The 19,890-nt window shown below is 71.9% G+C and carries 20 protein-coding genes and 1 tRNA gene; 9 read left to right on the plus strand and 12 right to left on the minus strand.

The features are described 5' to 3' along the window. Window positions 1-7 precede the first annotated feature (7 nt). Window positions 8-1,027 (minus strand): alpha-ketoacid dehydrogenase subunit beta, encoded by a 1,020-nt coding sequence (locus AB0L37_RS01290; RefSeq protein WP_365498210.1) that lies wholly within the window; start codon window positions 1,025-1,027, stop codon window positions 8-10. Next, the gene (pdhA, locus tag AB0L37_RS01295) at window positions 1,024-2,178 is read right to left on the minus strand and encodes a pyruvate dehydrogenase (acetyl-transferring) E1 component subunit alpha (protein WP_365498213.1); all 1,155 of its coding nucleotides are present in this window, start codon (window positions 2,176-2,178) and stop codon (window positions 1,024-1,026) included. Before pdhA ends, AB0L37_RS01290 begins: the two co-directional genes overlap by 4 nt. A 189-nt stretch (window positions 2,179-2,367) precedes the next feature. Between pdhA and AB0L37_RS01300 the strand changes: the two genes are divergently transcribed. Beyond that, on the plus strand, window positions 2,368-2,871 hold the full coding sequence (locus tag AB0L37_RS01300) for an Lrp/AsnC family transcriptional regulator (protein ID WP_365499166.1): 504 nt from the start codon (window positions 2,368-2,370) through the stop codon (window positions 2,869-2,871). Between the two features lie 9 nt (window positions 2,872-2,880). Here AB0L37_RS01300 and AB0L37_RS01305 read toward each other — a convergent pair whose 3' ends face one another. Both AB0L37_RS01305 and AB0L37_RS01310 read right to left on the minus strand, forming a co-directional pair. After that, complete coding sequence (locus tag AB0L37_RS01305; RefSeq protein WP_365498216.1) at window positions 2,881-3,489, minus strand: TetR/AcrR family transcriptional regulator; 609 nt, start codon at window positions 3,487-3,489, stop codon at window positions 2,881-2,883. Beyond that, window positions 3,486-4,994, minus strand: a complete 1,509-nt coding sequence (locus tag AB0L37_RS01310) for a 3-hydroxyacyl-CoA dehydrogenase (RefSeq protein WP_365498219.1) — start codon at window positions 4,992-4,994, stop codon at window positions 3,486-3,488. Before AB0L37_RS01310 ends, AB0L37_RS01305 begins: the two co-directional genes overlap by 4 nt. A gap of 191 nt (window positions 4,995-5,185) precedes the next feature. On the opposite strand from AB0L37_RS01310, the gene paaN reads away from it, so the two are divergent. Beyond that, window positions 5,186-6,886 carry a phenylacetic acid degradation protein PaaN gene (gene paaN, locus AB0L37_RS01315; protein ID WP_365498222.1) on the plus strand — a complete coding sequence of 567 codons (1,701 nt, stop codon included), beginning with the start codon at window positions 5,186-5,188 and terminating at the stop codon, window positions 6,884-6,886. Window positions 6,887-6,892: 6 nt separating this feature from the next. Here the strand turns inward: paaN and AB0L37_RS01320 are convergent, their stop codons facing one another. The 3 genes from AB0L37_RS01320 to AB0L37_RS01330 are packed head-to-tail and all read right to left on the minus strand — an operon-like array spanning window position 6,893 to window position 9,736. Beyond that, entirely contained in the window at window positions 6,893-7,684 is a 792-nt protein-coding gene (locus AB0L37_RS01320; RefSeq protein ID WP_365498225.1) for a TrmH family RNA methyltransferase, read from the minus strand. Window positions 7,685-7,694: 10 nt separating this feature from the next. Beyond that, window positions 7,695-8,909 carry an HTTM domain-containing protein gene (locus AB0L37_RS01325; protein WP_365498228.1) on the minus strand — a complete coding sequence of 405 codons (1,215 nt, stop codon included), beginning with the start codon at window positions 8,907-8,909 and terminating at the stop codon, window positions 7,695-7,697. Further along, window positions 8,906-9,736 (minus strand): DUF5819 family protein, encoded by an 831-nt coding sequence (locus AB0L37_RS01330; RefSeq protein ID WP_365498231.1) that lies wholly within the window; start codon window positions 9,734-9,736, stop codon window positions 8,906-8,908. Before AB0L37_RS01330 ends, AB0L37_RS01325 begins: the two co-directional genes overlap by 4 nt. Before the next feature lie 307 nt (window positions 9,737-10,043). Between AB0L37_RS01330 and paaA the strand changes: the two genes are divergently transcribed. The 6 genes from paaA to AB0L37_RS01360 all read left to right on the plus strand — a co-directional run bounded on the left by paaA (window position 10,044) and on the right by AB0L37_RS01360 (window position 15,129). Continuing rightward, the gene (paaA, locus tag AB0L37_RS01335) at window positions 10,044-11,033 is read left to right on the plus strand and encodes a 1,2-phenylacetyl-CoA epoxidase subunit PaaA (protein WP_365498234.1); all 990 of its coding nucleotides are present in this window, start codon (window positions 10,044-10,046) and stop codon (window positions 11,031-11,033) included. After that, the gene (gene paaB, locus AB0L37_RS01340; protein WP_365498237.1) at window positions 11,030-11,341 is read left to right on the plus strand and encodes a 1,2-phenylacetyl-CoA epoxidase subunit PaaB; all 312 of its coding nucleotides are present in this window, start codon (window positions 11,030-11,032) and stop codon (window positions 11,339-11,341) included. The genes paaA and paaB overlap by 4 nt, the downstream gene beginning before the upstream one ends. Continuing rightward, window positions 11,338-12,066 carry a 1,2-phenylacetyl-CoA epoxidase subunit PaaC gene (gene paaC / locus AB0L37_RS01345; RefSeq protein WP_365498240.1) on the plus strand — a complete coding sequence of 243 codons (729 nt, stop codon included), beginning with the start codon at window positions 11,338-11,340 and terminating at the stop codon, window positions 12,064-12,066. Before paaB ends, paaC begins: the two co-directional genes overlap by 4 nt. Then, window positions 12,060-12,605: a 1,2-phenylacetyl-CoA epoxidase subunit PaaD gene (gene paaD / locus AB0L37_RS01350; protein ID WP_365498243.1), complete on the plus strand. Its 546-nt coding sequence runs from the start codon at window positions 12,060-12,062 to the stop codon at window positions 12,603-12,605. The genes paaC and paaD overlap by 7 nt, the downstream gene beginning before the upstream one ends. Then, window positions 12,605-13,681: a 1,2-phenylacetyl-CoA epoxidase subunit PaaE gene (paaE, locus tag AB0L37_RS01355; RefSeq protein ID WP_365498246.1), complete on the plus strand. Its 1,077-nt coding sequence runs from the start codon at window positions 12,605-12,607 to the stop codon at window positions 13,679-13,681. Before paaD ends, paaE begins: the two co-directional genes overlap by 1 nt. Window positions 13,682-13,983: 302 nt before the next feature. Beyond that, window positions 13,984-15,129, plus strand: a complete 1,146-nt coding sequence (locus AB0L37_RS01360; RefSeq protein ID WP_365498248.1) for an acyl-CoA dehydrogenase family protein — start codon at window positions 13,984-13,986, stop codon at window positions 15,127-15,129. An 87-nt stretch (window positions 15,130-15,216) separates the two neighbouring features. Here the strand turns inward: AB0L37_RS01360 and AB0L37_RS01365 are convergent, their stop codons facing one another. The 4 genes from AB0L37_RS01365 to AB0L37_RS01380 form a co-directional block, all read right to left on the minus strand. Then, a complete protein-coding gene (locus AB0L37_RS01365; protein ID WP_365498251.1) occupies window positions 15,217-15,564 on the minus strand; it encodes a rhodanese-like domain-containing protein in 348 nt (115 codons plus the stop codon). A 57-nt stretch (window positions 15,565-15,621) separates the two neighbouring features. Beyond that, window positions 15,622-16,449 (minus strand): hypothetical protein, encoded by an 828-nt coding sequence (locus tag AB0L37_RS01370; RefSeq protein ID WP_365498254.1) that lies wholly within the window; start codon window positions 16,447-16,449, stop codon window positions 15,622-15,624. Window positions 16,450-16,583: 134 nt separating this feature from the next. After that, window positions 16,584-18,011: a DUF2252 domain-containing protein gene (locus AB0L37_RS01375; protein WP_365498257.1), complete on the minus strand. Its 1,428-nt coding sequence runs from the start codon at window positions 18,009-18,011 to the stop codon at window positions 16,584-16,586. A 154-nt stretch (window positions 18,012-18,165) separates the two neighbouring features. Next, window positions 18,166-18,486: a helix-turn-helix domain-containing protein gene (locus AB0L37_RS01380; protein ID WP_365499169.1), complete on the minus strand. Its 321-nt coding sequence runs from the start codon at window positions 18,484-18,486 to the stop codon at window positions 18,166-18,168. Window positions 18,487-18,688: 202 nt separating this feature from the next. On the opposite strand from AB0L37_RS01380, the gene AB0L37_RS01385 reads away from it, so the two are divergent. Further along, entirely contained in the window at window positions 18,689-19,342 is a 654-nt protein-coding gene (locus AB0L37_RS01385) for an NAD(P)H-dependent oxidoreductase (RefSeq protein WP_365498260.1), read from the plus strand. Between the two features lie 83 nt (window positions 19,343-19,425). Here the strand turns inward: AB0L37_RS01385 and AB0L37_RS01390 are convergent. Continuing rightward, window positions 19,426-19,508, minus strand: a tRNA-Leu gene (locus AB0L37_RS01390). Window positions 19,509-19,890 lie beyond the last annotated feature (382 nt).

Here is a 19,890-nt window from a genome sequence, read left to right on the forward strand (position 1 = left end):
GCTCCCCTCACTGGTCCCACTGAAGGCGTGCGACCGCGTCCAACACCCGGTCCACCCCCGGGAGATGGTGCCGCTCCAGCATGGGCGGCGGGTACGGAATGTCGAACCCGGCGACCCGCAGGACCGGCGCCTGGAGGTGGTGGAAGCACCGCTCGGTCACCCGCGCGGCGATCTCCCCGCCGGGGCCGCCGAAGCCCCCCGACTCGTGCACGACGACCGCGCGTCCGGTGCGGCGCACGGAGGCCGTGACCGTCGCGTCGTCGAACGGCACCAGCGAGCGCAGATCGACCACTTCCAGGTCCCAGCCCTCGCCACGGGCCGCCTCAGCCGCCTCCAGACAGACGGGCAGCGACGGTCCGTACGTGATCAGCGTGGCACTGGTCCCGGGGCGGCGGACCACTGCCGTACCTATCGGCTCAACGTCCACCGGCTGCTCGGGGTTCCAGGAATCCTTGCTCCAATAAAGCCTCTTGGGCTCCAGGAAGACGACCGGGTCGTCGGAGGCGATGGACTGCCGCAGCAGACCGTACGCGTCCGCGACGGTGGCCGGCGTGACGACGGTCAGGCCGGGCGTCGCCATGTAGTACGCCTCGGACGAGTCGCTGTGGTGCTCGACGCCGCCGATGCCGCCCCCGTAGGGCACCCGCACCGTGATCGGCAGCGGCATGGCACCGCGCGTGCGGTTGCGCATCCGCGCCACGTGGGAGATCAGCTGCTCGAAGGCCGGGTACGCGAACGCGTCGAACTGCATCTCCACGACCGGCCGCAGCCCGTACATGGCCATGCCCACGGCCGTGCCGAGGATGCCCGCCTCGGCGAGCGGCGTGTCCGTGCAGCGGTCCTCGCCGAACTCCTTGGCGAGCCCGTCGGTGATGCGGAAGACGCCGCCGAGCGTGCCGACGTCCTCGCCCATGACGTGCACGGCCGGGTCGGCGGCCATGGAGTCACGCAGGGCGCGGCCCAGGGCCTGCGCCATGGTGGCGGGCTTGGTGGCCGCCTTGGCGGCCTGTTCGGCGACGGTCGTCATGCCGGACCCCCTTCGCCGCCGGACGTCTCGGCCTCGGCGTCGAGCTCGGCGCGCAACTGGGCCGCCTGCTCTCTGAGGTGGGAGGTCTGCTCCGCGTACACGTCGGTGAACAGGTCCATCGGGTCGAGCACCGGGTCCTGGTTCATCTCGGCGCGCAGCGCGGCCGCCATCGTCTCGGCGTCGTCGCGCACGGCCTGGATGCCGGCCTCGTCGATCAGGCCGCGGTGGGTCAACTCCCGCTCCAGGAGCAGGACCGGGTCGTGTCCGCGCCACGTCTCGACCTCGGCGTCGGTGCGGTAGCGGGTCGCGTCGTCGGCGTTCGTGTGCGCGTCCATCCGGTACGTGATCGCCTCGACCAGCGTGGGACCACCGCCCTCACGCGCGCGGGCCACGGCTTCGGTGAGGACCTCGTACATCGCGACCGCGTCGTTCCCGTCGACCAGGCGGCCCGGCATCCCGTACCCGACGGCCTTGTGGGCCAGGGACGGCGCCGCGGTCTGCTTGGCCAGCGGCACGGAGATGGCGAAGCCGTTGTTCTGGACGAGGAAGACGACCGGCGCCTGCCACACGGCGGCGAAGTTCAGCGCCTCGTGGAAGTCGCCCTCGCTGGTGCCGCCGTCGCCGACCATGGCGAGCGCCACCACGTCGTCGCCCTTGAGCTGCGCGGCGTGCGCGAGGCCCACGGCGTGCGGGAGCTGGGTCGCGAGCGGCGTGCACAGCGGCGCGATGCGGTGCTCGTGCGGGTCGTACCCGGTGTGCCAGTCGCCGCGCAGCAGGGTCAGGGCCTGGACGGGGTCGAGGCCGCGGGCGACGGCGGCGAGGGTGTCGCGGTAGCTGGGGAAGAGCCAGTCGCGCTCCTCCAGGGCGAGCGCGGCGGCGATCTCCCCGGCCTCCTGGCCGGTCGTCGAGGGGTACACGGCGAGGCGGCCCTGCTTGGTGAGGGCGGTCGCCTGCGCGTTGTACCTGCGGCCGCGCACCACCTCCGCGTAGAGCCGGCGCAGCAGCTCCGGATCGGTCTGCTCGGCTGCGTCGGTGCCCAGGACCCGGTACGGCTCCGCGTCGGGCAGCAGCGGCGCGGGGTCCGTGCGGGGCTGCCAGGCGGGCGGTGGAACGGGAGCGGGAAGCGTGCCCCGCTGCTCCATGACCGTCATGACGACACCTCCTCGTGGGAGCGGCTTCGAGGGCGCGTCGGATGTGACCCGCCTCACCTACCGATTGTTCGGTCGTCGGCACATTTTGGCTACAGGCACCTCCAGGCTGTGGACAAACGGTTCTCCACAGCCTGAGATGAACGCAGTACGTCCATGGTAAGGAGGCGGGGGCACATGGCATCTGAACAAATGGCCGAAGGCTCCGGCGGGCACCGCCCCGACGAACCCGAGGGGCCCGACCCCGTCGCGCGCCCGCTGGACGCCATCGACCGCGACATCCTTCAGATGCTCCAGAAGGACGGCCGGGCGTCGATACGCTCCGTCGCCGAGCGCGTCCATGTGTCACGGGCGAACGCCTACGCCCGGATCAACCGCCTCATCGAGGACGGCGTGATCCGCGGCTTCGGCGCCCGCATCAACCATGAACGCGCGGGTCAGGGCGCGTCCGCGTACATCACCTTGAAGATCGTCCAGAACTCCTGGCGGACGGTGCGCGACCAGCTGCGCAGGATGCCCGAGGCCTCGCACATCGCGCTGGTCAGCGGCGACTTCGACGTCCTGATCCTCGTCCACACCAAGGACAACCGCGCCCTGCGCGAACTGGTCCTCACCAAGCTCCAGGCCATCCCCGAGGTGCTCAGCACGCGCACGCTGCTCGTCTTCGAGGAGGAGGACCTGGAACCGGACGCGTGACGTACGGGGTCAGCCGGCGGTGCGCAGCCCCTGGAAGACCAACTCGACGACCGCGTCGGCCACTTCGCGCTCCCCCAGGCCGCCGCTGCCCGGCCGGTACCACTCCACGATGGAGTTGATCATTCCGAAGACGAGCCGGGTGGCGAGGCGTACTTCTATGTCACCTCGTACGTCTCCGTCGGCGGCGGCCGCCTTGAGAAGCTCGGCGACCTGGTGGTCGAACTCCCTGCGCCGCTCCATGGCCCACCGCTCGGTGTCGGTGTTCCCGCGCACTCTCAACAGGAGCGTCACGTACGGAAGTTCACCGGTCAGCACCTGGACCATGCGCCGCGTGACGTACTCCAGGCGCTCCATCGCACGTCCCACGCGCGCGGGTTCCTCGTCGAGGATCCCGAAGAGCCCGTCGAGGGCGCGGCTGACAGCGCGGCGCAGCAGCTCCTCCTTGCCGGTCACGTGGTGGTAGATCGACGACTTGGAGATGCCCGCCGCCTTGGAGAGGTGCTCCATGGAGGTGCCGTCGTAGCCGCGCTCGTTGAAGACGGTGACCGCGACCGCGAGCAGGGTGTCGGGCGTGTAGGTGTCGCGGCGCGGCGCCGTGTCGCGGGGTGCGGTGGTCATGCGGAGCCCTCCCACTTCTTGGGGGTGTACGAGTGGCGCAGGAGCGCGAGGGACGGCGCGTACCGGCCCGAGGGATCCCGCTCGTGCAGTTCCTCGAGCACGCCGCAGGCCCAGCTCCTGCCGAGCTTGCGGTCCCATTCGAGCGGCCCCAGCGGGTAGTTGACGCCGAGGCGCATCGCGGTGTCGATGTCCTCCTCGGTGGCCACTCCGCGGGTGAGCGCCTCGTGGGCGAGGTCGATGATGCGGGCCACCGTGCGCGCCACGATCATGCCGGGCACGTCGCCGATGACGCTGACCTTCTTGCCGAGCGCCTGGAAGAGGCCGGTGGCTTCCTTCAAGGTGCGCGGATTGCCGTCCTGGCAGGTCGCCAGGGCGATCCGGGTCGCCGCGCGGTAGTCGAGCGCCAGGTCGAAGTAGACGACGTCCCGGAACTCGACGGACGTCTGGCCGTCGGCCTGGACGAGCTGGCCGCCACTGGGCAGCACGATGCGCGTGCCCTTGTCCTCCTCTTCCTGGACGACCTCGATGCCCGCCTCGCGCATCATCGCGATCAGCTCGCCGGCCGAATCCAGGTCGCCCTCCACGGTCACCCGGGCGGGCGGCTCGGCCGGGGCCGCGGTGTGCGGTTCGGGACGCTCCTCGCCGTCGCCGTACGCGTACCAGCCCCGGCCCGTCTTGCGGCCGAGGCGGCCCGCCTCCACGAGGCGCCGCTGGGGCAGCGAGGGCCTGAAGCGCACGTCCTGGAAGAAGCCCTCCCACACGGAGCGCGTCACGGCCTGGTTGACGTCCTGCCCGATCAGGTCGGTCAGTTCGAAGGCGCCCATCTTGAAGCCGCCGCTCTCGCGCAGCACGGCGTCGATGGTGGCGGGGTCGGCGCCCTGGTCCTCGTAGACCGCGAACGCCTCCGCGTAGAAGGGCCGTGCGATCCGGTTGACCAGGAAGCCTGGGGTGTCGGCGCAGGCCACGGGTGTCTTGCCCCAGGCCCGTGCGGTCTCGTACGCGCGCGTGGCGGCGGTGACGTCGGTGGCGGAGCCGGAGACGACCTCCACCAGGGGCATCAGCGGCGCGGGGTTGAAGAAGTGCAGGCCGACGAAGCGCTCGGGGACGCGCAGCGCGCCGCCGATCGCCGTCACCGACAGCGACGAGGTGTTCGTGGCGAGCAGGCAGTCCTCCGCGACGACGTCCTCCAGCTCTCGGAAGAGCCGCTGCTTGACGTCGAGTTGCTCCAGGACGGCCTCGACGACGAGGGAGGCGTCCGCCAGCTCGCCGAGCGTGTGCGCGGCCGTCAGGCGGGTTCCTGCCGCCGCGCGCTCCGCGGCGCCCATACGGCCCTTCTCGACGAGCCGGTCGAGGCGCGCGGCGATCGACGCGGCGGCCGACTCCGCACGTCCGGGCACGGCGTCGTACAGCCGGACCGGGTGCCCCGCGACCAGGGCCACCTGGGCGATGCCCTGGCCCATGGTGCCGGTGCCCACGACTCCTACGAGGCGGTCAGTTGCTGTCATGCGCCGATCCTTCCGCATGGACCGACACCTCGCGGATCCGGGTCCCGTCGGGTCGGTTGTCCACAGGTTCCACGCACCCTCTTGTCCCGACCGATCGTTCGGTTACTCTAACTCTGACGTACAGCACCTGCCCAGTCCCGCCCGCTCGCCGGCTCGACGAGGAGCCGCAGCCGAGGAGGAGTTGGTCCGCCATGGCCGCCGACATCACCGCGCACGACCTCATCGCCAAGCACCGGCCGACCCTCGACCAGGCGCTGGAAGCGATCCGCACCCGCGCGTACTGGTCCCCGCACCCCGAGCACCCCAAGGCGTACGGGGCCGAGGGCAGCGGGAGCCTGAGCATGGCCGAGGGCAAGGCCGCCTTCGACGCACTGCTCGGCACCCGGCTCGACCTCGGCCAGCCCGGCACGGACGACTTCGTCGGCGGGGAAGTGTCCCCGTACGGACCGGAGTTGGGGGTCACGTACCCGCACGCCGACGTCGACGTGCTGCTGCCGGCCATGCGCGCGGGCATGCGCGCGTGGCGCGAGGCGGGCGCCGAGGTCCGCGCGGTGACGTGTCTGGAGATCCTGGCCCGGATCAGCGCGCGTACGCACGAGTTCGCGCACGCGGTCATGCACACCAGCGGCCAGGCCTTCATGATGGCTTTCCAGGCGGGCGGCCCGCACGCGCAGGACCGCGGCATGGAGGCGGTGGCGTACGCCTACGTGGAGCAGGTGCGCACCCCGGACGCGGCGGAGTGGTCCAAGCCCCAGGGCAAGCGCGATCCGCTGAACCTGACGAAGCAGTTCACGCCGGTCGGGCGCGGTATCGCGCTGCTGATCGGCTGCAACACGTTCCCGACGTGGAACGGGTATCCGGGCCTGTTCGCCTCCCTGGCGACCGGCAACCCGGTCCTGGTCAAGCCCCACCCGCGCGCGGTGCTGCCGCTCGCCCTCACCGTCCAGGTGGCCCGCGAGGTGCTCGCCGAGGCGGGCTTCGACCCGAACCTGGTGGCGCTCGCGGCCGAGCGGCCCGGCGAGGGCATCGCCAAGACGCTTGCCGTGCGCCCCGAGATCAAGATCATCGACTACACGGGTTCGACGGCCTTCGGCGACTGGCTGGAGGCCAACGCCCGCCAGGCGCAGGTCTACACGGAGAAGGCCGGGGTCAACACGGTGGTCGTGGACTCCACCGACGACTACAAGGGCATGCTGGCGAACCTCGCGTTCTCGCTTTCCCTGTACAGCGGCCAGATGTGCACGACCCCGCAGAACCTGCTGGTGCCGCGCGAGGGCATCACCACGGACGAGGGCCCCAAGTCGTACGACGAGGTCGTCGCGGACCTCGCGAAGTCCGTCGGCGGCCTGCTCGGCGACGACGCCCGGGCCAACGGCCTGCTGGGCGCCCTGGTCAACCCGGACGTGAAGGCGCGCCTGGAGGCGGCCGCCTCACTGGGTGAAGTCGCCCTGCCCTCACGGAAGATCGCCAATCCGGAGTTCCCCGACGCCGTCGTGCGCACCCCGGTGATCGTCAAGCTCGACGGCACCAAGCCGGACGCCGAGGCCGCCTACATGAGCGAGTGCTTCGGCCCGGTCTCCTTCGCCGTCGCCGTCGACTCCGCCCAGGACGCGGTGGAGCTGCTGCGCCGCACGGTGCGCGACAAGGGAGCCATGACGGTCGGCGCGTACACGACCTCCGACGAGGTCGCGCGGTCCGTCGAGGACGTCTGCCTGGAGGAGTGCGCCCAGCTCTCGCTCAACCTCACCGGTGGTGTGTACGTGAACCAGACGGCGGCGTTCTCCGACTTCCACGGCTCGGGCGGCAACCCCGCGGCGAACGCGGCTCTGTGCGACGGCGCCTTCGTGGCCAACCGCTTCCGGGTGGTGGAGGTCCGCCGCGAGACCGTCTAGGGAGCCCTACGGGGCGTTGAGGCTGTGCGTGCTCCAGTGGAACAGGGTCATGCCGACGCTGGTCGCCAGGTTGTAGCTGGAGACCTGGGGCCGCATCGGCAGTGACACCAACTGGTCGGCACGCGCGCGTAGTTCACCGGAAAGACCGTTGCGCTCGGACCCGAAGGCGAGCAGCGCGTCGTCGGGCAGCTTCAGGCCGCGGATGTCGGCGCCCTCGGGGTCGAGCGCGTACAGCGGCCCCGCGGGCAGCTCGTCGACCGCGAGCCGCTCGACGGCGGTCGCGAAATGCAGCCCGGCCCCGCCCCGGACGACGGTGGGGTGCCAGGGGTCGAGGCTGCCCGTCGTGACGACACCGGCCGCCCCGTAGCCGGCGGCGAGCCGGATGACGGCGCCCGCGTTGCCGAGGTTGCGCGGGTTGTCGAGGACGACGACGGGCGTGGTGCGTCCGGTGCGGCCGAGCGCCGCGAGATGGTCGGCGCGCGCGGGCCGCCCGGCGAGCGCGGCGACGCCCGTGGGGTGCAGCCGCGGCACGAGCCCCCGCAGGACGTCGTCCGGGACCTCCACGAGCAGCGCGTCCAGATCCCGTACGACGTCGGGGGCGAGGTCCGCGGCCAGGGCGAGCACGGACGCCCGGTCCGTGGCGAGCGCGACAGGGACGTCGGCGCCGAACCGCAGGGCGTGCTTGAGAGCGTGGAAACCGTCGAGGAGCACCGCGGAGTCGGCGCGGCGCCGCCAGGCCCGTACAGCGCCGTCAGGACCCTCGTACGGCATGCCGTCCGCCGTGCTCGCCTCGCTCATGGCAGGAAGCCTACGTGCGCGCCGCGGGGGCCTGCGCAGCCGACGGTTCCACGCCCTCCACCGTGCGCTGGCCGGGCAGCGGCGCACTCTGCGTACGGGAGAACACGCGGCCACGCGCGCGTGCCGCCCATCGTCCGACGCGCAGCAAGAAGGACGTCGGCAGGAACACCGCGTCGGCGGTGATCATCGCGAGCGAGAAGAACGGCAGCCCGAGCGCGACGGCGATGAACACGTGCTCCGTGATCATCAGCACCAGCAGCACGTTCTTGACGCGCCGGTTGAAGACCGTGAACGGGAAGGCGACCTGTACGGCGACCGTCCCGTACGTCACGAGGAGCACCATCGGGCCGAACGTCGTCAGCAGGTCGCCGAGGGCGGGCCACGGCGAGAAGTAGTCCAGGTGCAGCGGGTAGTAGACGGCGGTGCCGTCCTGCCAGCGGCTGCCCTGGATCTTGTACCAGCCCGCGGTGGCGTAGATCAGACACGCCTCGACCATGATCACCAACAGGGCGGCGTTGTGCACGACGTTGGCGACGACGTCGCACAGCAGCCGCGGATCCCCGTGCGGGGCACGCCTGTCGAGGTACCACCACACGCCCTGGACGGCCCACAGCGCCCAGAAGAGGCTCAGCCACCCGCCGCTCACGTCGCCGGTGAAGGTCAGGGCGGACAGCGCGAGACCGACCACCCACCACAGGACCGGGCCGGCCCGGTCCTCGGCGGTCTGCCGCACACGCGCGCGTGCCGCCCGCCGTGCGTCAAGGGACCAGACCTGCCCGCAGCGCGTGAAGATCAGGTAGATCGCCATGAGGTGGATGACGTTGTCGCCGCCGTCGCCCACGAAGACGCTGCGGTTCTGCAGCGACAGCACGCCGATCATGAAGAGGACCGCCATGGTGCGGGTGCGCCAGCCCACCATCAGCAGGGCGGAGGCCAGCATCGCGGCCACGTAGACGCACTCGAACCAGACCTGGCTGTCGGACCACATCAGGGCGGTGAACGCGTGGTTGTCCGCGACGAGCTGCTGCGCCATGTCCCAGCCCCACGGCCCGTCGGGCCCGTAGAGCTCCTGGCGGTGCGGGAACTCGCGCAGCAGGAACAGCAGCCAGGTCCCGGCGAACCCGATACGGATCAGGGCGCTCTGGTACGGGCCGAGCGCCGACCCGGTGATCTTCTGCACGGCGGCGCCGACCCGCGACTCGACCGTCTTCTGCGCGCCGCTCATCGGCCCTCACCCGTCTTCGCGCGCACGCGCGTGCCGCTGTCGAGCGGCACGTCGCGCGAGCTCACCGTCCACCAGGGGACCTCCCGGAAGAACGGCTTCTGGTTCACCTGCTCGTCGCTCCACTTCGGAGGCCGGATCGTGGTCGCCTTCGAGCGGACCTGGACGCGCTCGACGACGTCCTCCTCGCCGACCACACCGAGCCGGTCCAGGCGCAGCACAAGAATGCGGCGCAGGTACTGCTCGGACAGCGTCCCGCGCAGCCCTGTGGGGCGGTTCTGCGCGTCGTGCGTGCCGACGTAGACGTCCCAGGCGCGGCGCAGTTCGTTCTGCTGGGTGTGGCTGGGGACCAGGTTGCCGTTGATCGCGGCGCCGTCGCGCGCGGAGAGGTCGTACCAGCCCGTGGTGCGCAGCGTTCCGTCGGGAGCACGCAGCTCGGCACGGGTCTGCACCGACACGTTCTGCTGGAGCGGGTTGGGGGCGAACAGCTTCCAGTTCTGCTCGAACTCCGGGTAGATCCACTCGTCGACCAGCGTGCCGTGCCGCTTGGTCAGCGTGTTCGACGGGGCGACGTGCAGGAACACCATCAGGACGTGGACGCAGGCGACGAGGGCCACGCAGGCCAGGGCCAGGACCGCGACCATCTGGTAGCCGGGGGAGAGCGTCGCGAGGCCGCGGCGCTCGGCCGGCGCTCCGGATTCCCCGGCCGGCGCTCCGGGCCCGTCCGCCGGTTCGGGTCGCGGGGCGTCCGGCGGCCCGGGCGGCTGCGCGGCCGCCCGCTCCGGCGCCTGCCGGGCGGCCCCGTCCGCCGCGCCTGCTTCCGTGTCCATCGGTGCTCCCCGTCCCCGTCCCGTCGGCCCCTGGTCCGTCCGATTCGCCCGGCCGCCCACTGCCGAACCGATTCGGCGCCGCAGGCCCACGGGCATGCGACGCACCGGCACCGTACTGGGGAGCGGCCGTCCAGCACAGGCGCCCGAGGTTATCCACAGGCCCGGCTGTTCAGGGTTGACACCCTACGGCGCCACGTCCCACCATTGAATCCGACGAACCGAACGATCGGTCGGGAGCGTGGCGAGTGACCGCGCCCCCGCCCGCCACCGGAACCGGCACCGCACCCGAGGTCGAGGGGGACCTGGAATGGCGACAGCAGCCCCGCAGCAGGCGGCACCGCAGGACGGCGCGGCCGCGTTCCGGTCCGCGTTCGACGCGGCCGTCGCGGCGGACGAGCGCATCGAGCCCCGCGACTGGATGCCCGACGCCTATCGCGCGACGCTGGTGCGCCAGATCGCCCAGCACGCACACTCCGAGATCATCGGCATGCAGCCCGAGGCGAACTGGATCACGCGCGCGCCCTCCCTGCGCCGCAAAGCCATCCTGATGGCCAAGGTGCAGGACGAGGCGGGCCACGGCCTGTACCTCTACAGCGCGGCGGAGACCCTCGGCACCGGCCGCGACGAGTTGCTCGACAAGCTGCACACCGGCCGCCAGAAGTATTCGTCGATCTTCAACTACCCGACGCTGACCTGGGCCGACGTCGGAGCGATCGGCTGGCTCGTGGACGGCGCGGCGATCACGAACCAGGTACCGCTGTGCCGCTGCTCGTACGGGCCGTACGCGCGCGCCATGGTCCGTATCTGCAAGGAGGAGTCCTTCCACCAGCGCCAGGGGTACGAGCTGCTGCTCGCCCTCAGCCGCGGCACCGAGGCACAGCACGCGATGGCGCAGGACGCGGTCGACCGCTGGTGGTGGCCGTCCCTGATGATGTTCGGCCCGCCCGACGACGAGTCGGCGCACTCCGCGCAGTCGATGGAGTGGAAGATCAAGCGCCACTCGAACGACGAGCTGCGGCAGCGCTTCGTCGACATCTGCGTCCCCCAGGCCGCGTCCCTCGGACTGACGCTCCCCGACCCCGAGTTGCGGTGGAACGAGGAGAAGGGCCGGCACGACTTCGGCCCGATCGACTGGACCGAGTTCAAGGAAGTCCTCAAGGGCAACGGCCCGTGCAACGAACAGCGCATCACCCAGCGCAGGCGCGCCCACGACGAGGGCGCCTGGGTCCGTGAGGCCGCCGCGGCCCACGCGGCCAAGCACTCCGCAGCATCCACGCGAGAAGGCAGGGCGGCATGACCCAGACGCCGAACAGCTCGTCCAGCGGCGCCGACTGGCCCCTGTGGGAGGTCTTCGTACGCTCCCGCCGCGGCCTCGCCCACACCCACGCGGGCAGCCTGCACGCCCCGGACGCGGAGCTCGCCCTGCGCAACGCGCGGGATCTGTACACCCGCCGCGGCGAAGGCGTCTCCCTGTGGGTCGTGCCGTCCGCCGCGATCACCGCCTCCTCGCCCGACGAGAAGGACCCGTTCTTCGAACCGTCCGCCGACAAGCCCTACCGCCACCCCACGTTCTACGAGATCCCGGAAGGGGTGAAGCACCTGTGACGACGCAGCCCCTGACCGACACCGCCCGCGCCGCCCTCGCCCTCGGCGACGACGCCCTGGTGCTCTCGCATCGCCTGGGGGAGTGGGCGGGCCACGCCCCGGTCCTGGAGGAAGAGGTCGCCCTCGCGAACATCGCCCTCGACCTGCTCGGCCAGGCCCGCATCCTCCTGAGCACGGTCGGCGACGAGGACGAGCTGGCGTATCTGCGCGAGGAGCGCGCCTTCCGCAACCTCCAACTGGTCGAGCAGCCGAACGGCGACTTCGCCCACACCATCGCCCGCCAGCTGTACTTCTCCACCTACCAGCACCTCCTCTACGGCCAACTGGCCGACGGCGACTCGCTGTTCGCGCCGCTCGCCGCCAAGGCGGTCAAGGAGGTCGCCTACCACCAGGACCACGCACGACAGTGGACCCTGCGCCTCGGCGACGGCACGGACGAGAGCCGTACGCGGATGCAGCGGGCGGTCGACGCCCTGTGGCGGTTCACCGGCGAGATGTTCGAGCCCGTCCCCGGCCTGGACATCAACGGGCAGGAGATGCGGGCCGGTTGGACATCGGCCGTCTCCGCCGTCCTGCGGCAGGCCACGCTCACCGTCCCCGAAGGACCGCAGACCGGCGCCTGGCGCGCGGGAGCCGGCCGCCAGGGCCTGCACACCGAACCCTTCGGCCGGATGCTCGCCGAGATGCAGCACCTGCACCGCAGCCACCCGGGGGCGACATGGTGACCCCGCAGGAGACGCGACAGGAGACCCCGCTCGAAGCGGAGCTGCGCCGGATCGCCGGATCCGTGCCCGACCCCGAACTGCCCGTGCTGAACCTGGAGGAGCTGGGCGTCCTGCGCGCCGTGCACACCCGCGGCCCCGGCCGCGTCGAGGTCGAGCTGAGCCCCACGTACACCGGCTGCCCCGCGATCGAGGCCATGTCGAGCGACATCGAGCGCGTCCTGCACGAGCACGGCATCCCCGAGGTCACCGTCCGCCCGGTCCTCGCCCCCGCCTGGTCGACGGACGACATCACGCCCGAAGGCCGCCGCAAACTCCGGGAGTTCGGCATAGCGCCGCCCCGCCCCACCCGCGAGACCACCGGACCGGTCACCGTCGCCCTCGGCCCGACCCGGCACACCGCGGACGCCACCGGACTCACCTGCCCGCACTGCGGCTCCCCCGACACCGAGCTGCTCAGCCGCTTCTCGTCCACCGCCTGCAAGGCGCTGCGCCGCTGCCTGTCCTGCCGCGAACCCTTCGACCACTTCAAGGAGTTGTGATGGCAGCAGCTGCCAGGGCCCGCTTCCACCGGCTCCGGGTCGCCGCGATCGACCGGCTCACCGACGACTCCGTCGCCCTCACCTTCACCGTCCCACCGGAGCTGCGCGAGGCCTACCGCCACGCGCCCGGCCAGCACCTGGCCCTGCGACGCATCGTGGACGGCACCGAGATCCGGCGCACGTACTCGATCTGCTCCGCGGCCCCCGCCGACGAGGCACCGCGCACCCTGCGGGTCGGCGTGCGCCTGGTCGAGGACGGCGCGTTCTCCACGTACGCCCACAAGGAGATCGCCGTCGGCGACGAGCTGGAGGTGATGACCCCCGCGGGCCGTTTCACCCTCGACCCGGCCCCCGGGCAGTACGCGGCCGTGGTCGGCGGCAGCGGCATCACCCCCGTCCTGTCCATCGCCACCACGCTCCTGACCCGCGAGCCGACGGCCCGGTTCTGCCTCATACGCAGCGACCGCACCACCGCCTCGACGATGTTCCTGGAGGAGGTCGCCGACCTGAAGGACCGCTACCCGGAGCGGTTCCAGCTGGTCACGGTGCTCTCCCGGGAGGAGCAGCAGGCGGGCCTCGCCTCGGGCCGGCTCGACCAGGAGCGGCTCACTGCACTGCTCCCGGCCCTGCTTCCGGTGGACCGGGTCGCGGGCTGGTTCCTGTGCGGACCGCTCGGCCTGGTGCAGGGCGCCGAGCGGGCCCTGCGCGCGCTCGGCGTGCGGCGCGGGCGCGTCCACGAGGAGATCTTCCACGTCGACGACGGGCCCGCCCCGGCCCGCGCCACCGTCCCGGCCCCCGCCCACAGCACGGTGACCGCCCAGCTCGACGGCCGCGCGGGCACCTGGCCGGTGCAGGACGGGGAGTCGCTCCTGGAGACGGTGCTCCGCAACCGCGCCGACGCCCCGTACGCCTGTAAGGGCGGGGTGTGCGGGACCTGCCGCGCGTTCCTCGTCTCGGGCTCGATCCGGATGGACCGGAACTTCGCGCTGGAGCCCGAGGAGACCGAGGCGGGCTATGTGCTGGCCTGCCAGTCCCATCCGACCACCGAGAAGGTGGAGTTGGACTTCGACCGCTGACCACACCCGGCCCAGCCCAGCCCGACCGGCCCGACCCGGGCAACGCCGACCCAACCGGCCCGACCCGGGCAACGCCGACCCAACCGGCCCGACCCGAGCGACGCCCACCCGACCGGCCCGACCCGGGCGACGCCGACCCGGGCCGGTCTCCCCTCCCTCCGGTCTCTCTTCCCTTCTCCTAGAACCTGTTCTATCTTGACGCCCCGTCAGATTCTGGTGATTCGACTGCCCCCGGACCCGGCCCAGCGGCCCGGCGACCCCCAGGGGACGGCGAGCGTCTCAGGGAACGGAAGGACAGGCCCGTGGACTTCACCTTCTCCGAGGAGCAGCAGGCGGCGGCCGAGGCGGCCCGCGCGGTGTTCGCGCCGGTCGCACCCGATCGCGTACCGAGCCCCTCCCTCACCTCCGGCGCCGTGGCCGACGACCTCGACCGCGCCCTGTGGACCCAGGCCGCCGACGCCGACCTGCTGAGCCTGCTGATCGCACCGGAGCACGACGGCGCGGGCCTCGACGCCATCGCGCTCTGCCTCGTCCTGCGTGAGGCGGCCAAGGTCCTGGCCCGCATCCCGCTCCTTGAGCACAGCGCGGCCGCGGCGACGCTCCAGGCGTACGGGACCGAGGAGTTGAAGCGCGAGATCCTCCCCCGGGCAGGCCGCGGGGACCTCGTCCTGACCGTCGCCTCCGCCGGACGCACCGGCCACGACCCGGCCGACCTCGCGGTCACCGCCCGCCAGGAGAGCGCGGCCGGCGACTGGATCCTGGACGGCGTACAGACGGCGGTGCCCTGGGGGCTCAACGCCGATCACATCCTCGTCCCCGCACACACCGCGGACGGCGCGACCGTGGTCGCGGCCCTGCCCACCCGTGACGCCATCGCGGGCCTCACCACCGCCGAGCAGATCTCGACCACCGGCGAGCGCCTGGCCGAACTACGCCTGGACGGCGTGCGCCTGACGCCCCGGCAGATCATCCTGGCCCCGGACGCCTGGCCCCGGCTGCATGCCCTGCTCGCGACCGGCACCTGCGCCCTCGCGCTCGGCCTCGGCGAGGGTGTCCTCAAGATGACCAGCGACTACGCGAGCAAGCGCGAACAGTTCGGGCACCCCATCGCCACGTTCCAAGCCGTCGCCGTACAGGCCGCCGACCGCTACATCGACCTGCGCGCCATGGAAGCCACCCTGTGGCAGGCCGCCTGGCGCCTGAGCAGCGGCGCGGGCGGAGCACTGCCCGTCACCGGCGACGTGGCCGTCGCCAAGACCTGGGCCTCCGACGGAGTCCGCCGCATCGTCCAGACCGCCCAGCACCTGCACGGCGGCTTCGGCGCGGACACCGACTACCCCCTGCACCGCTACCACGCCTGGGCCAAGCACCTGGAGCTGTCCCTCGGCCCGGCCGCGGCCCACGAGGAGATCCTCGGCGACCTCCTGGCCGCCCACCCCCTGGGCTGAAAACCCAGAAGACCCAGAAGACCCAGAAAAACCGGCAGCCCCAGAAAATCCGGCAGAACCGGCGGAACCGGCAGCAGAAGAATCAGGTCAGACAACCGAACCCGGCTGCCCCTTGTCGTCCACGACGGGGCGGCCGGCCGCCTCCCACGCCTGCATGCCGCCCGCCACGTTCACCGCGTCGACACCCTGCTGCACCAGATAAGCGGTCACCTGAGCGGAACGCCCGCCGACCCGGCAGAGCACGTTGACCCGCCCGTCCTGCGGCGCCGCCTCCGTCAACTCGCTGAACCGCGCGACGAACTCGCTCATCGGAATGTGCAGCGCACCCTCGGCGTGACCCGCCTGCCACTCGTCGTCCTCACGGACATCGAGGAGGAAGTCCTCCGCCTTGAGCTCGTCGACACCGACCGTGGGCACACCAGAACCGAAAACCATGCCCCCGACGCTACCCGACCGCACCAGCCCCCCGGCCCGCAGGCCGAAGCCGCCCGGCTACGACGCGGTCAGCCGCTCCAGCTCGGCCTCCCGCTCGGCGACCTGCGCGAGCAACTGCTCGGCGATCTCGTCGAGCAACGCGTCCGGATCCTGCGGCGCCATCCGCAGCATCGAGCCGATCGCGCCCTCCTCCAGCTCCCGCGCCACAGCCGTCAGCAGCTCCTTGCGCTGCGCCAGCCACTCCAGGCGCGCGTACAACTCCTCACTCGCGGTGAGCTGCGGTTCGACCGGGGCAGGCCCCGCGGCCCACTCCTCCGCCAGCTCACGCAGCAACGCCTCGTCGCCCCGCCCGTACGCCGCGTTGACCCGCGCGATGAACTCGTCGCGCCGCTCGCGCTCCTTCTCCTCCTGCGCCAGATCCGGGTGCGCCTTGCGGGCCAGCTCCCGGTAGAGCTTGCGCGCCTGCTCGCTGGGCCGTACCCGCTGCGGCGGCCGCACCGGCTGATCGGTCAGCATCGCGGCGGCCTCCGGGAACAGCCCGTCCCCGTCCATCCACCCGTGGAACAGCTCCTCGACGCCGGGCATCGGCATCACCCGGGCCCGCGCCTCATCGGCCTTGCGCCGGTCCTCGGCATCCCCGGTACGGGCCGCCGTGGCCTCGGCGATCAACGCCTCCAGCTCGTCGAGCCGCGTGTACATCGGCCCGAGCTTCTGGTGGTGAAGGCGCGAGAAGTTCTCCACCTCGACCCGGAAGGTCTCCACCGCGATCTCGAACTCGATCAGCGCCTGCTCGGCAGCGCGCACCGCCCGCTCGAGGCGCTCCTCGGGCCGCGCCCGAGGCTCCTCCTCCGGCTGCCCTGCCACATCGGTCTCCGGGATCGTCACCCGACCAGCCTAGGGCACGCCCCCACCGGCACCCTGACCCGAACTACGGCGAGCACCCCCACCTACGGCGAGCACCCCCTCACACTCCCGCCGCCCCCTCACACTCCAGCCACCCCTCACACCCCAGCCACCCCTCACACCCCAGCCTCCGCCTCCACCCGTCCTTCCCGCACAGCCCGCACCAGCTCCGCGTGATCCGCCTCGGTGCGGTCCGCGTACGTCACGGCGAAGGCGGCGACCGCCTCGTCCAGTTCCTCGTTCTTGCCGCAGTAGCCGGCGATGAGCCGCGGGTCGGCGCTGTGCGCGTGGGCGCGGGCGAGCAGGGCGCCGGTCATCCGCGCGTAGTCGTCGATCTGGTCGGCGGCGAGGGCGGCCGGGTCGACGCTGCCCTTGCGATTCCTGAACTGCCGTACCTGGAAGGGCCGTTCGGCGACCGTGGTCCAGCCGAGCAGGATGTCGCTGACGACCTGCATCCGCTTCTGCCCGAGCACCACGCGCCGCCCCTCGTGCTCGACGTCCGGCGCCTCGAAGCCGACGGCCGGCAGGTACGGGAGCAGCGCCGAGGGCCGCGCCTCCTTCACCTGCAGCACGAGCGGCTCGCCCCGGTGGTCGAGGAGCAGCACGACGTACGACCGTGTTCCCACGCTTCCGGTGCCGACGACGCGGAACGCGACGTCATGGACCGTGTACCGCCCGAGAAGCGGCAGCCGGTCCTCGGAGAGGGTCCGCAGATAGGCGCCGAGCGCTCCGGCGACGGCCGCGGCTTCCTCGTCCGGTATCGAGCGCAGCACGGGCGGCGCGTCCACGAACCGCCGGCCACCGCCCTCGACGGCCACGGTGGACCTGGCGGCGAAGCGGCCGCTGGTGTTGTTCCGGGCCTTCTCGGAGACCCGCTCCAGCGTTCCCAGCAGGTCGTGCGCGTCCGTATGGGAGACGAGCTCCTCGTCGGCGATGGCGTTCCACGCGTCGAGGACCGGCAGTTTGGCAAGCAGCCGCATGGTGCGCCGGTAGGCGCCGGCCACGTCGTGCGCGGCCTTGCGACAGGTGTCCTCGTCGGCTCCGGCTTCCCGCCCGGCGAGGACGAGCGAGGTGGCGAGCCGCTTGACGTCCCATTCCCAGGGGCCGTGCACGGTCTCGTCGAAGTCGTTGAGGTCGATGACGAGGCCGCCGCGCGCATCACCGTAGAGACCGAAGTTGGCGGCGTGGGCGTCTCCGCATATCTGGGCGCCGATGCCGGTCAGGGGTGTGCGCACGAGGTCGTACGCCATCAGTCCGGCGGATCCGCGCAGGAAGGCGAAGGGGGTCGCGGCCATCCGCCCCACGCGTATCGGGGTCAGTTCGCCGATCCGGCCGCGGTTGGACTCCTGGACGGCCGTGACGGCGTCCGGCCGGTCGGTGCCCAGCGTGAAGTCGGCGTGCGAAGAGCGCGGGACGCGCTGCCGCAGCGCCTTGCCGGCCGCCTTGGGCGACGGTCCTTCGGCCCCGCTCTTCCCGCGAGCGGCCGCGAACCCCGCGACCCGCGGCAGCCGCCGCACTCCCACCCCGACATCGATTCCGCCCATGGACGACCGCCTCCCCCGAGCCCCGCGCCAGCCGGGCCCCCACGCCTGCTCAAGTGACCGGTCACGACCGTACCGCCGCGCGGAAAACCCCGGCAGAGCCTGTGGAAAACCCGCCGCCTGTGCACAACTCCCGCACCCCGGGCGGCACGTCACCTCACTTCCGGAACTCCTCCGGGCACGTCCCGCCCTCGGCGCCCAGGTACTTCCCGGCCCACTGGCCCAGTTCGTCCAGCGCGGGCCGCAGCGCCGAGCCGGCCTCGGTCAGCCGATACGAGACGCGCAGCGGCGGCCCCTCGTCGACCTGGCGCACGACGAGTCCGGCCGCACCGAGTTCGGTGAGCCGGTCGGACAGCATGCGTTCGCTGATGCCGGGGATGGCCCTGCGCAGGTCGGAGAAGTGGACGGGCCCGGACATGAGGACGGTCACGATCAGCCCGCTCCAGCGCTTGCCGAGGAGCACGAAGACGCGCGTCATCTTGATGTCGACCGTGGTGCAGGGCCCGGCTTCGTGCGCCAGGGCCGTTTCCGCACACGAACCGTTCCTGCCGTCGCTGTCTGCCCCGTGGTCCGCCATGCCTCCAGAGTACTGCGCTCACGTATGGGGATGAAAAAAAGTAAGTCCCTGTGCTATTACTAGCTACATACGGAACTTCACCCCATCCCCACGGGAGCACATCATGGCCACGCTGCTGCACATCGACTCCTCGGTCTTCCCGGGCTCCGCCTCCGCCTCGCGCACCGTCACGGACGCCTTCCGCACGGCGTGGGAGGCGGAGCACCCCGACGGCACGGTCGTCTACCGCGACCTGAGCGCGGACCCGGTGCCGCACATCACCGCCGACGCGCACCTCGCCGGCTTCACCGATCCCGCGACGCACACGCCCGAGCAGGCTGCGGCCTTCGCCGCGCGCGTGCGGCTCATAGAGGAGCTGGAGCAGGCGGACGCGATCCTGATCGGCGCCCCGATGTACAACTTCTCGATCCCGTCCACGCTCAAGGCGTGGCTGGACAACGTGATCCTCATGGGCCGCACCTCCGGCCCCGGGACCCAGTCCGCGCAGGGCACCCCGGTCACCGTCGTCGCCAGCCGCGGCGGCTCGTACGCGCCGGGCACCCCGCGCGAGGAGATGGAGTACGTGCAGAACTTCCTGGGCGCGGCCCTGGGCGCCGGCCTCGGCCTGGACGTGGACTTCATCGTGCCGGAGCTGACCATGGCCCCGGTCAACCCGGCGATGGCCGAGCTGGTCCCGCTCTACGAGGCCTCCCGCGAGCAGGCGCTCCAGGCCGCCCAGTTGAAGGGCAAGGAGCTGGCCGCCCGCCTGGCCGCGTGACATAACCCACAGGGCGCCCCGCGCCCCCCTCCGGGCAACGCAAAAGCCCCGCAGATCCGAAGATCTGCGGGGCTTTTTCGCTGTGCGCGAGGGGGGATTTGAACCCCCACGTCCCGAAGGACACTGGCACCTGAAGCCAGCGCGTCTGCCGTTCCGCCACTCGCGCAGTGAGTGTGTCTTTCGGCGCCTCACCCTTTCGGGCCGGGCCCCTTCCGACGTCTGAAGATTAGCACGCTGCGGAGGGTGGATTCACATCCGTTTCCGCTCGCCCTCGCCGGGCACCTGACACCCGGACGCCCGTCTCCCGCACCGCCCGTGGCGGGGGCGCGTACCTGACGCGTACCGGTCTCGTACCGGAGTCGGCCGGACCCGGCAGGTCCACAGCCGCGTACGGGACACTGTTCGGAGGCCACCTCTACGATCCCTCATAAGAGGAGCCGCAAGAGGGGCCGCGACAGGAGCTGCGACGGGAGCTGTGAGCGTCGACACTCATCGACCGGGCGGACAGGGGGAACCAGCCGATTTCCCGACGCGTGGATACGATCAGT

It is taken from the genome of Streptomyces sp. NPDC052225 (assembly GCF_040679615.1).
Taxonomy (GTDB): Bacteria; Actinomycetota; Actinomycetes; order Streptomycetales; family Streptomycetaceae; genus Streptomyces.

What these genes read in the sequence shown, in the direction of transcription:
- paaB (WP_365498237.1), top strand. Translation starts at nt 11,030, where the DNA reads ATGACCCAGACGCCGAACAGCTCGTCCAGCGGCGCCGACTGGCCCCTG.
- paaE (WP_365498246.1), top strand. Translation starts at nt 12,605, where the DNA reads ATGGCAGCAGCTGCCAGGGCCCGCTTCCACCGGCTCCGGGTCGCCGCG.
- pdhA (WP_365498213.1), bottom strand. Translation starts at nt 2,178, where the DNA reads ATGACGGTCATGGAGCAGCGGGGCACGCTTCCCGCTCCCGTTCCACCG.
- AB0L37_RS01325 (WP_365498228.1), bottom strand. Translation starts at nt 8,909, where the DNA reads ATGAGCGGCGCGCAGAAGACGGTCGAGTCGCGGGTCGGCGCCGCCGTG.
- AB0L37_RS01380 (WP_365499169.1), bottom strand. Translation starts at nt 18,486, where the DNA reads ATGACGCGCGTCTTCGTGCTCCTCGGCAAGCGCTGGAGCGGGCTGATC.
- AB0L37_RS01305 (WP_365498216.1), bottom strand. Translation starts at nt 3,489, where the DNA reads ATGACCACCGCACCCCGCGACACGGCGCCGCGCCGCGACACCTACACG.
- AB0L37_RS01300 (WP_365499166.1), top strand. Translation starts at nt 2,368, where the DNA reads ATGGCCGAAGGCTCCGGCGGGCACCGCCCCGACGAACCCGAGGGGCCC.
- paaN (WP_365498222.1), top strand. Translation starts at nt 5,186, where the DNA reads ATGGCCGCCGACATCACCGCGCACGACCTCATCGCCAAGCACCGGCCG.
- AB0L37_RS01290 (WP_365498210.1), bottom strand. Translation starts at nt 1,027, where the DNA reads ATGACGACCGTCGCCGAACAGGCCGCCAAGGCGGCCACCAAGCCCGCC.
- paaD (WP_365498243.1), top strand. Translation starts at nt 12,060, where the DNA reads ATGGTGACCCCGCAGGAGACGCGACAGGAGACCCCGCTCGAAGCGGAG.
- AB0L37_RS01385 (WP_365498260.1), top strand. Translation starts at nt 18,689, where the DNA reads ATGGCCACGCTGCTGCACATCGACTCCTCGGTCTTCCCGGGCTCCGCC.
- AB0L37_RS01330 (WP_365498231.1), bottom strand. Translation starts at nt 9,736, where the DNA reads ATGGACACGGAAGCAGGCGCGGCGGACGGGGCCGCCCGGCAGGCGCCG.
- AB0L37_RS01375 (WP_365498257.1), bottom strand. Translation starts at nt 18,011, where the DNA reads ATGGGCGGAATCGATGTCGGGGTGGGAGTGCGGCGGCTGCCGCGGGTC.
- AB0L37_RS01320 (WP_365498225.1), bottom strand. Translation starts at nt 7,684, where the DNA reads ATGAGCGAGGCGAGCACGGCGGACGGCATGCCGTACGAGGGTCCTGAC.
- paaA (WP_365498234.1), top strand. Translation starts at nt 10,044, where the DNA reads ATGGCGACAGCAGCCCCGCAGCAGGCGGCACCGCAGGACGGCGCGGCC.
- AB0L37_RS01365 (WP_365498251.1), bottom strand. Translation starts at nt 15,564, where the DNA reads ATGGTTTTCGGTTCTGGTGTGCCCACGGTCGGTGTCGACGAGCTCAAG.
- AB0L37_RS01310 (WP_365498219.1), bottom strand. Translation starts at nt 4,994, where the DNA reads ATGACAGCAACTGACCGCCTCGTAGGAGTCGTGGGCACCGGCACCATG.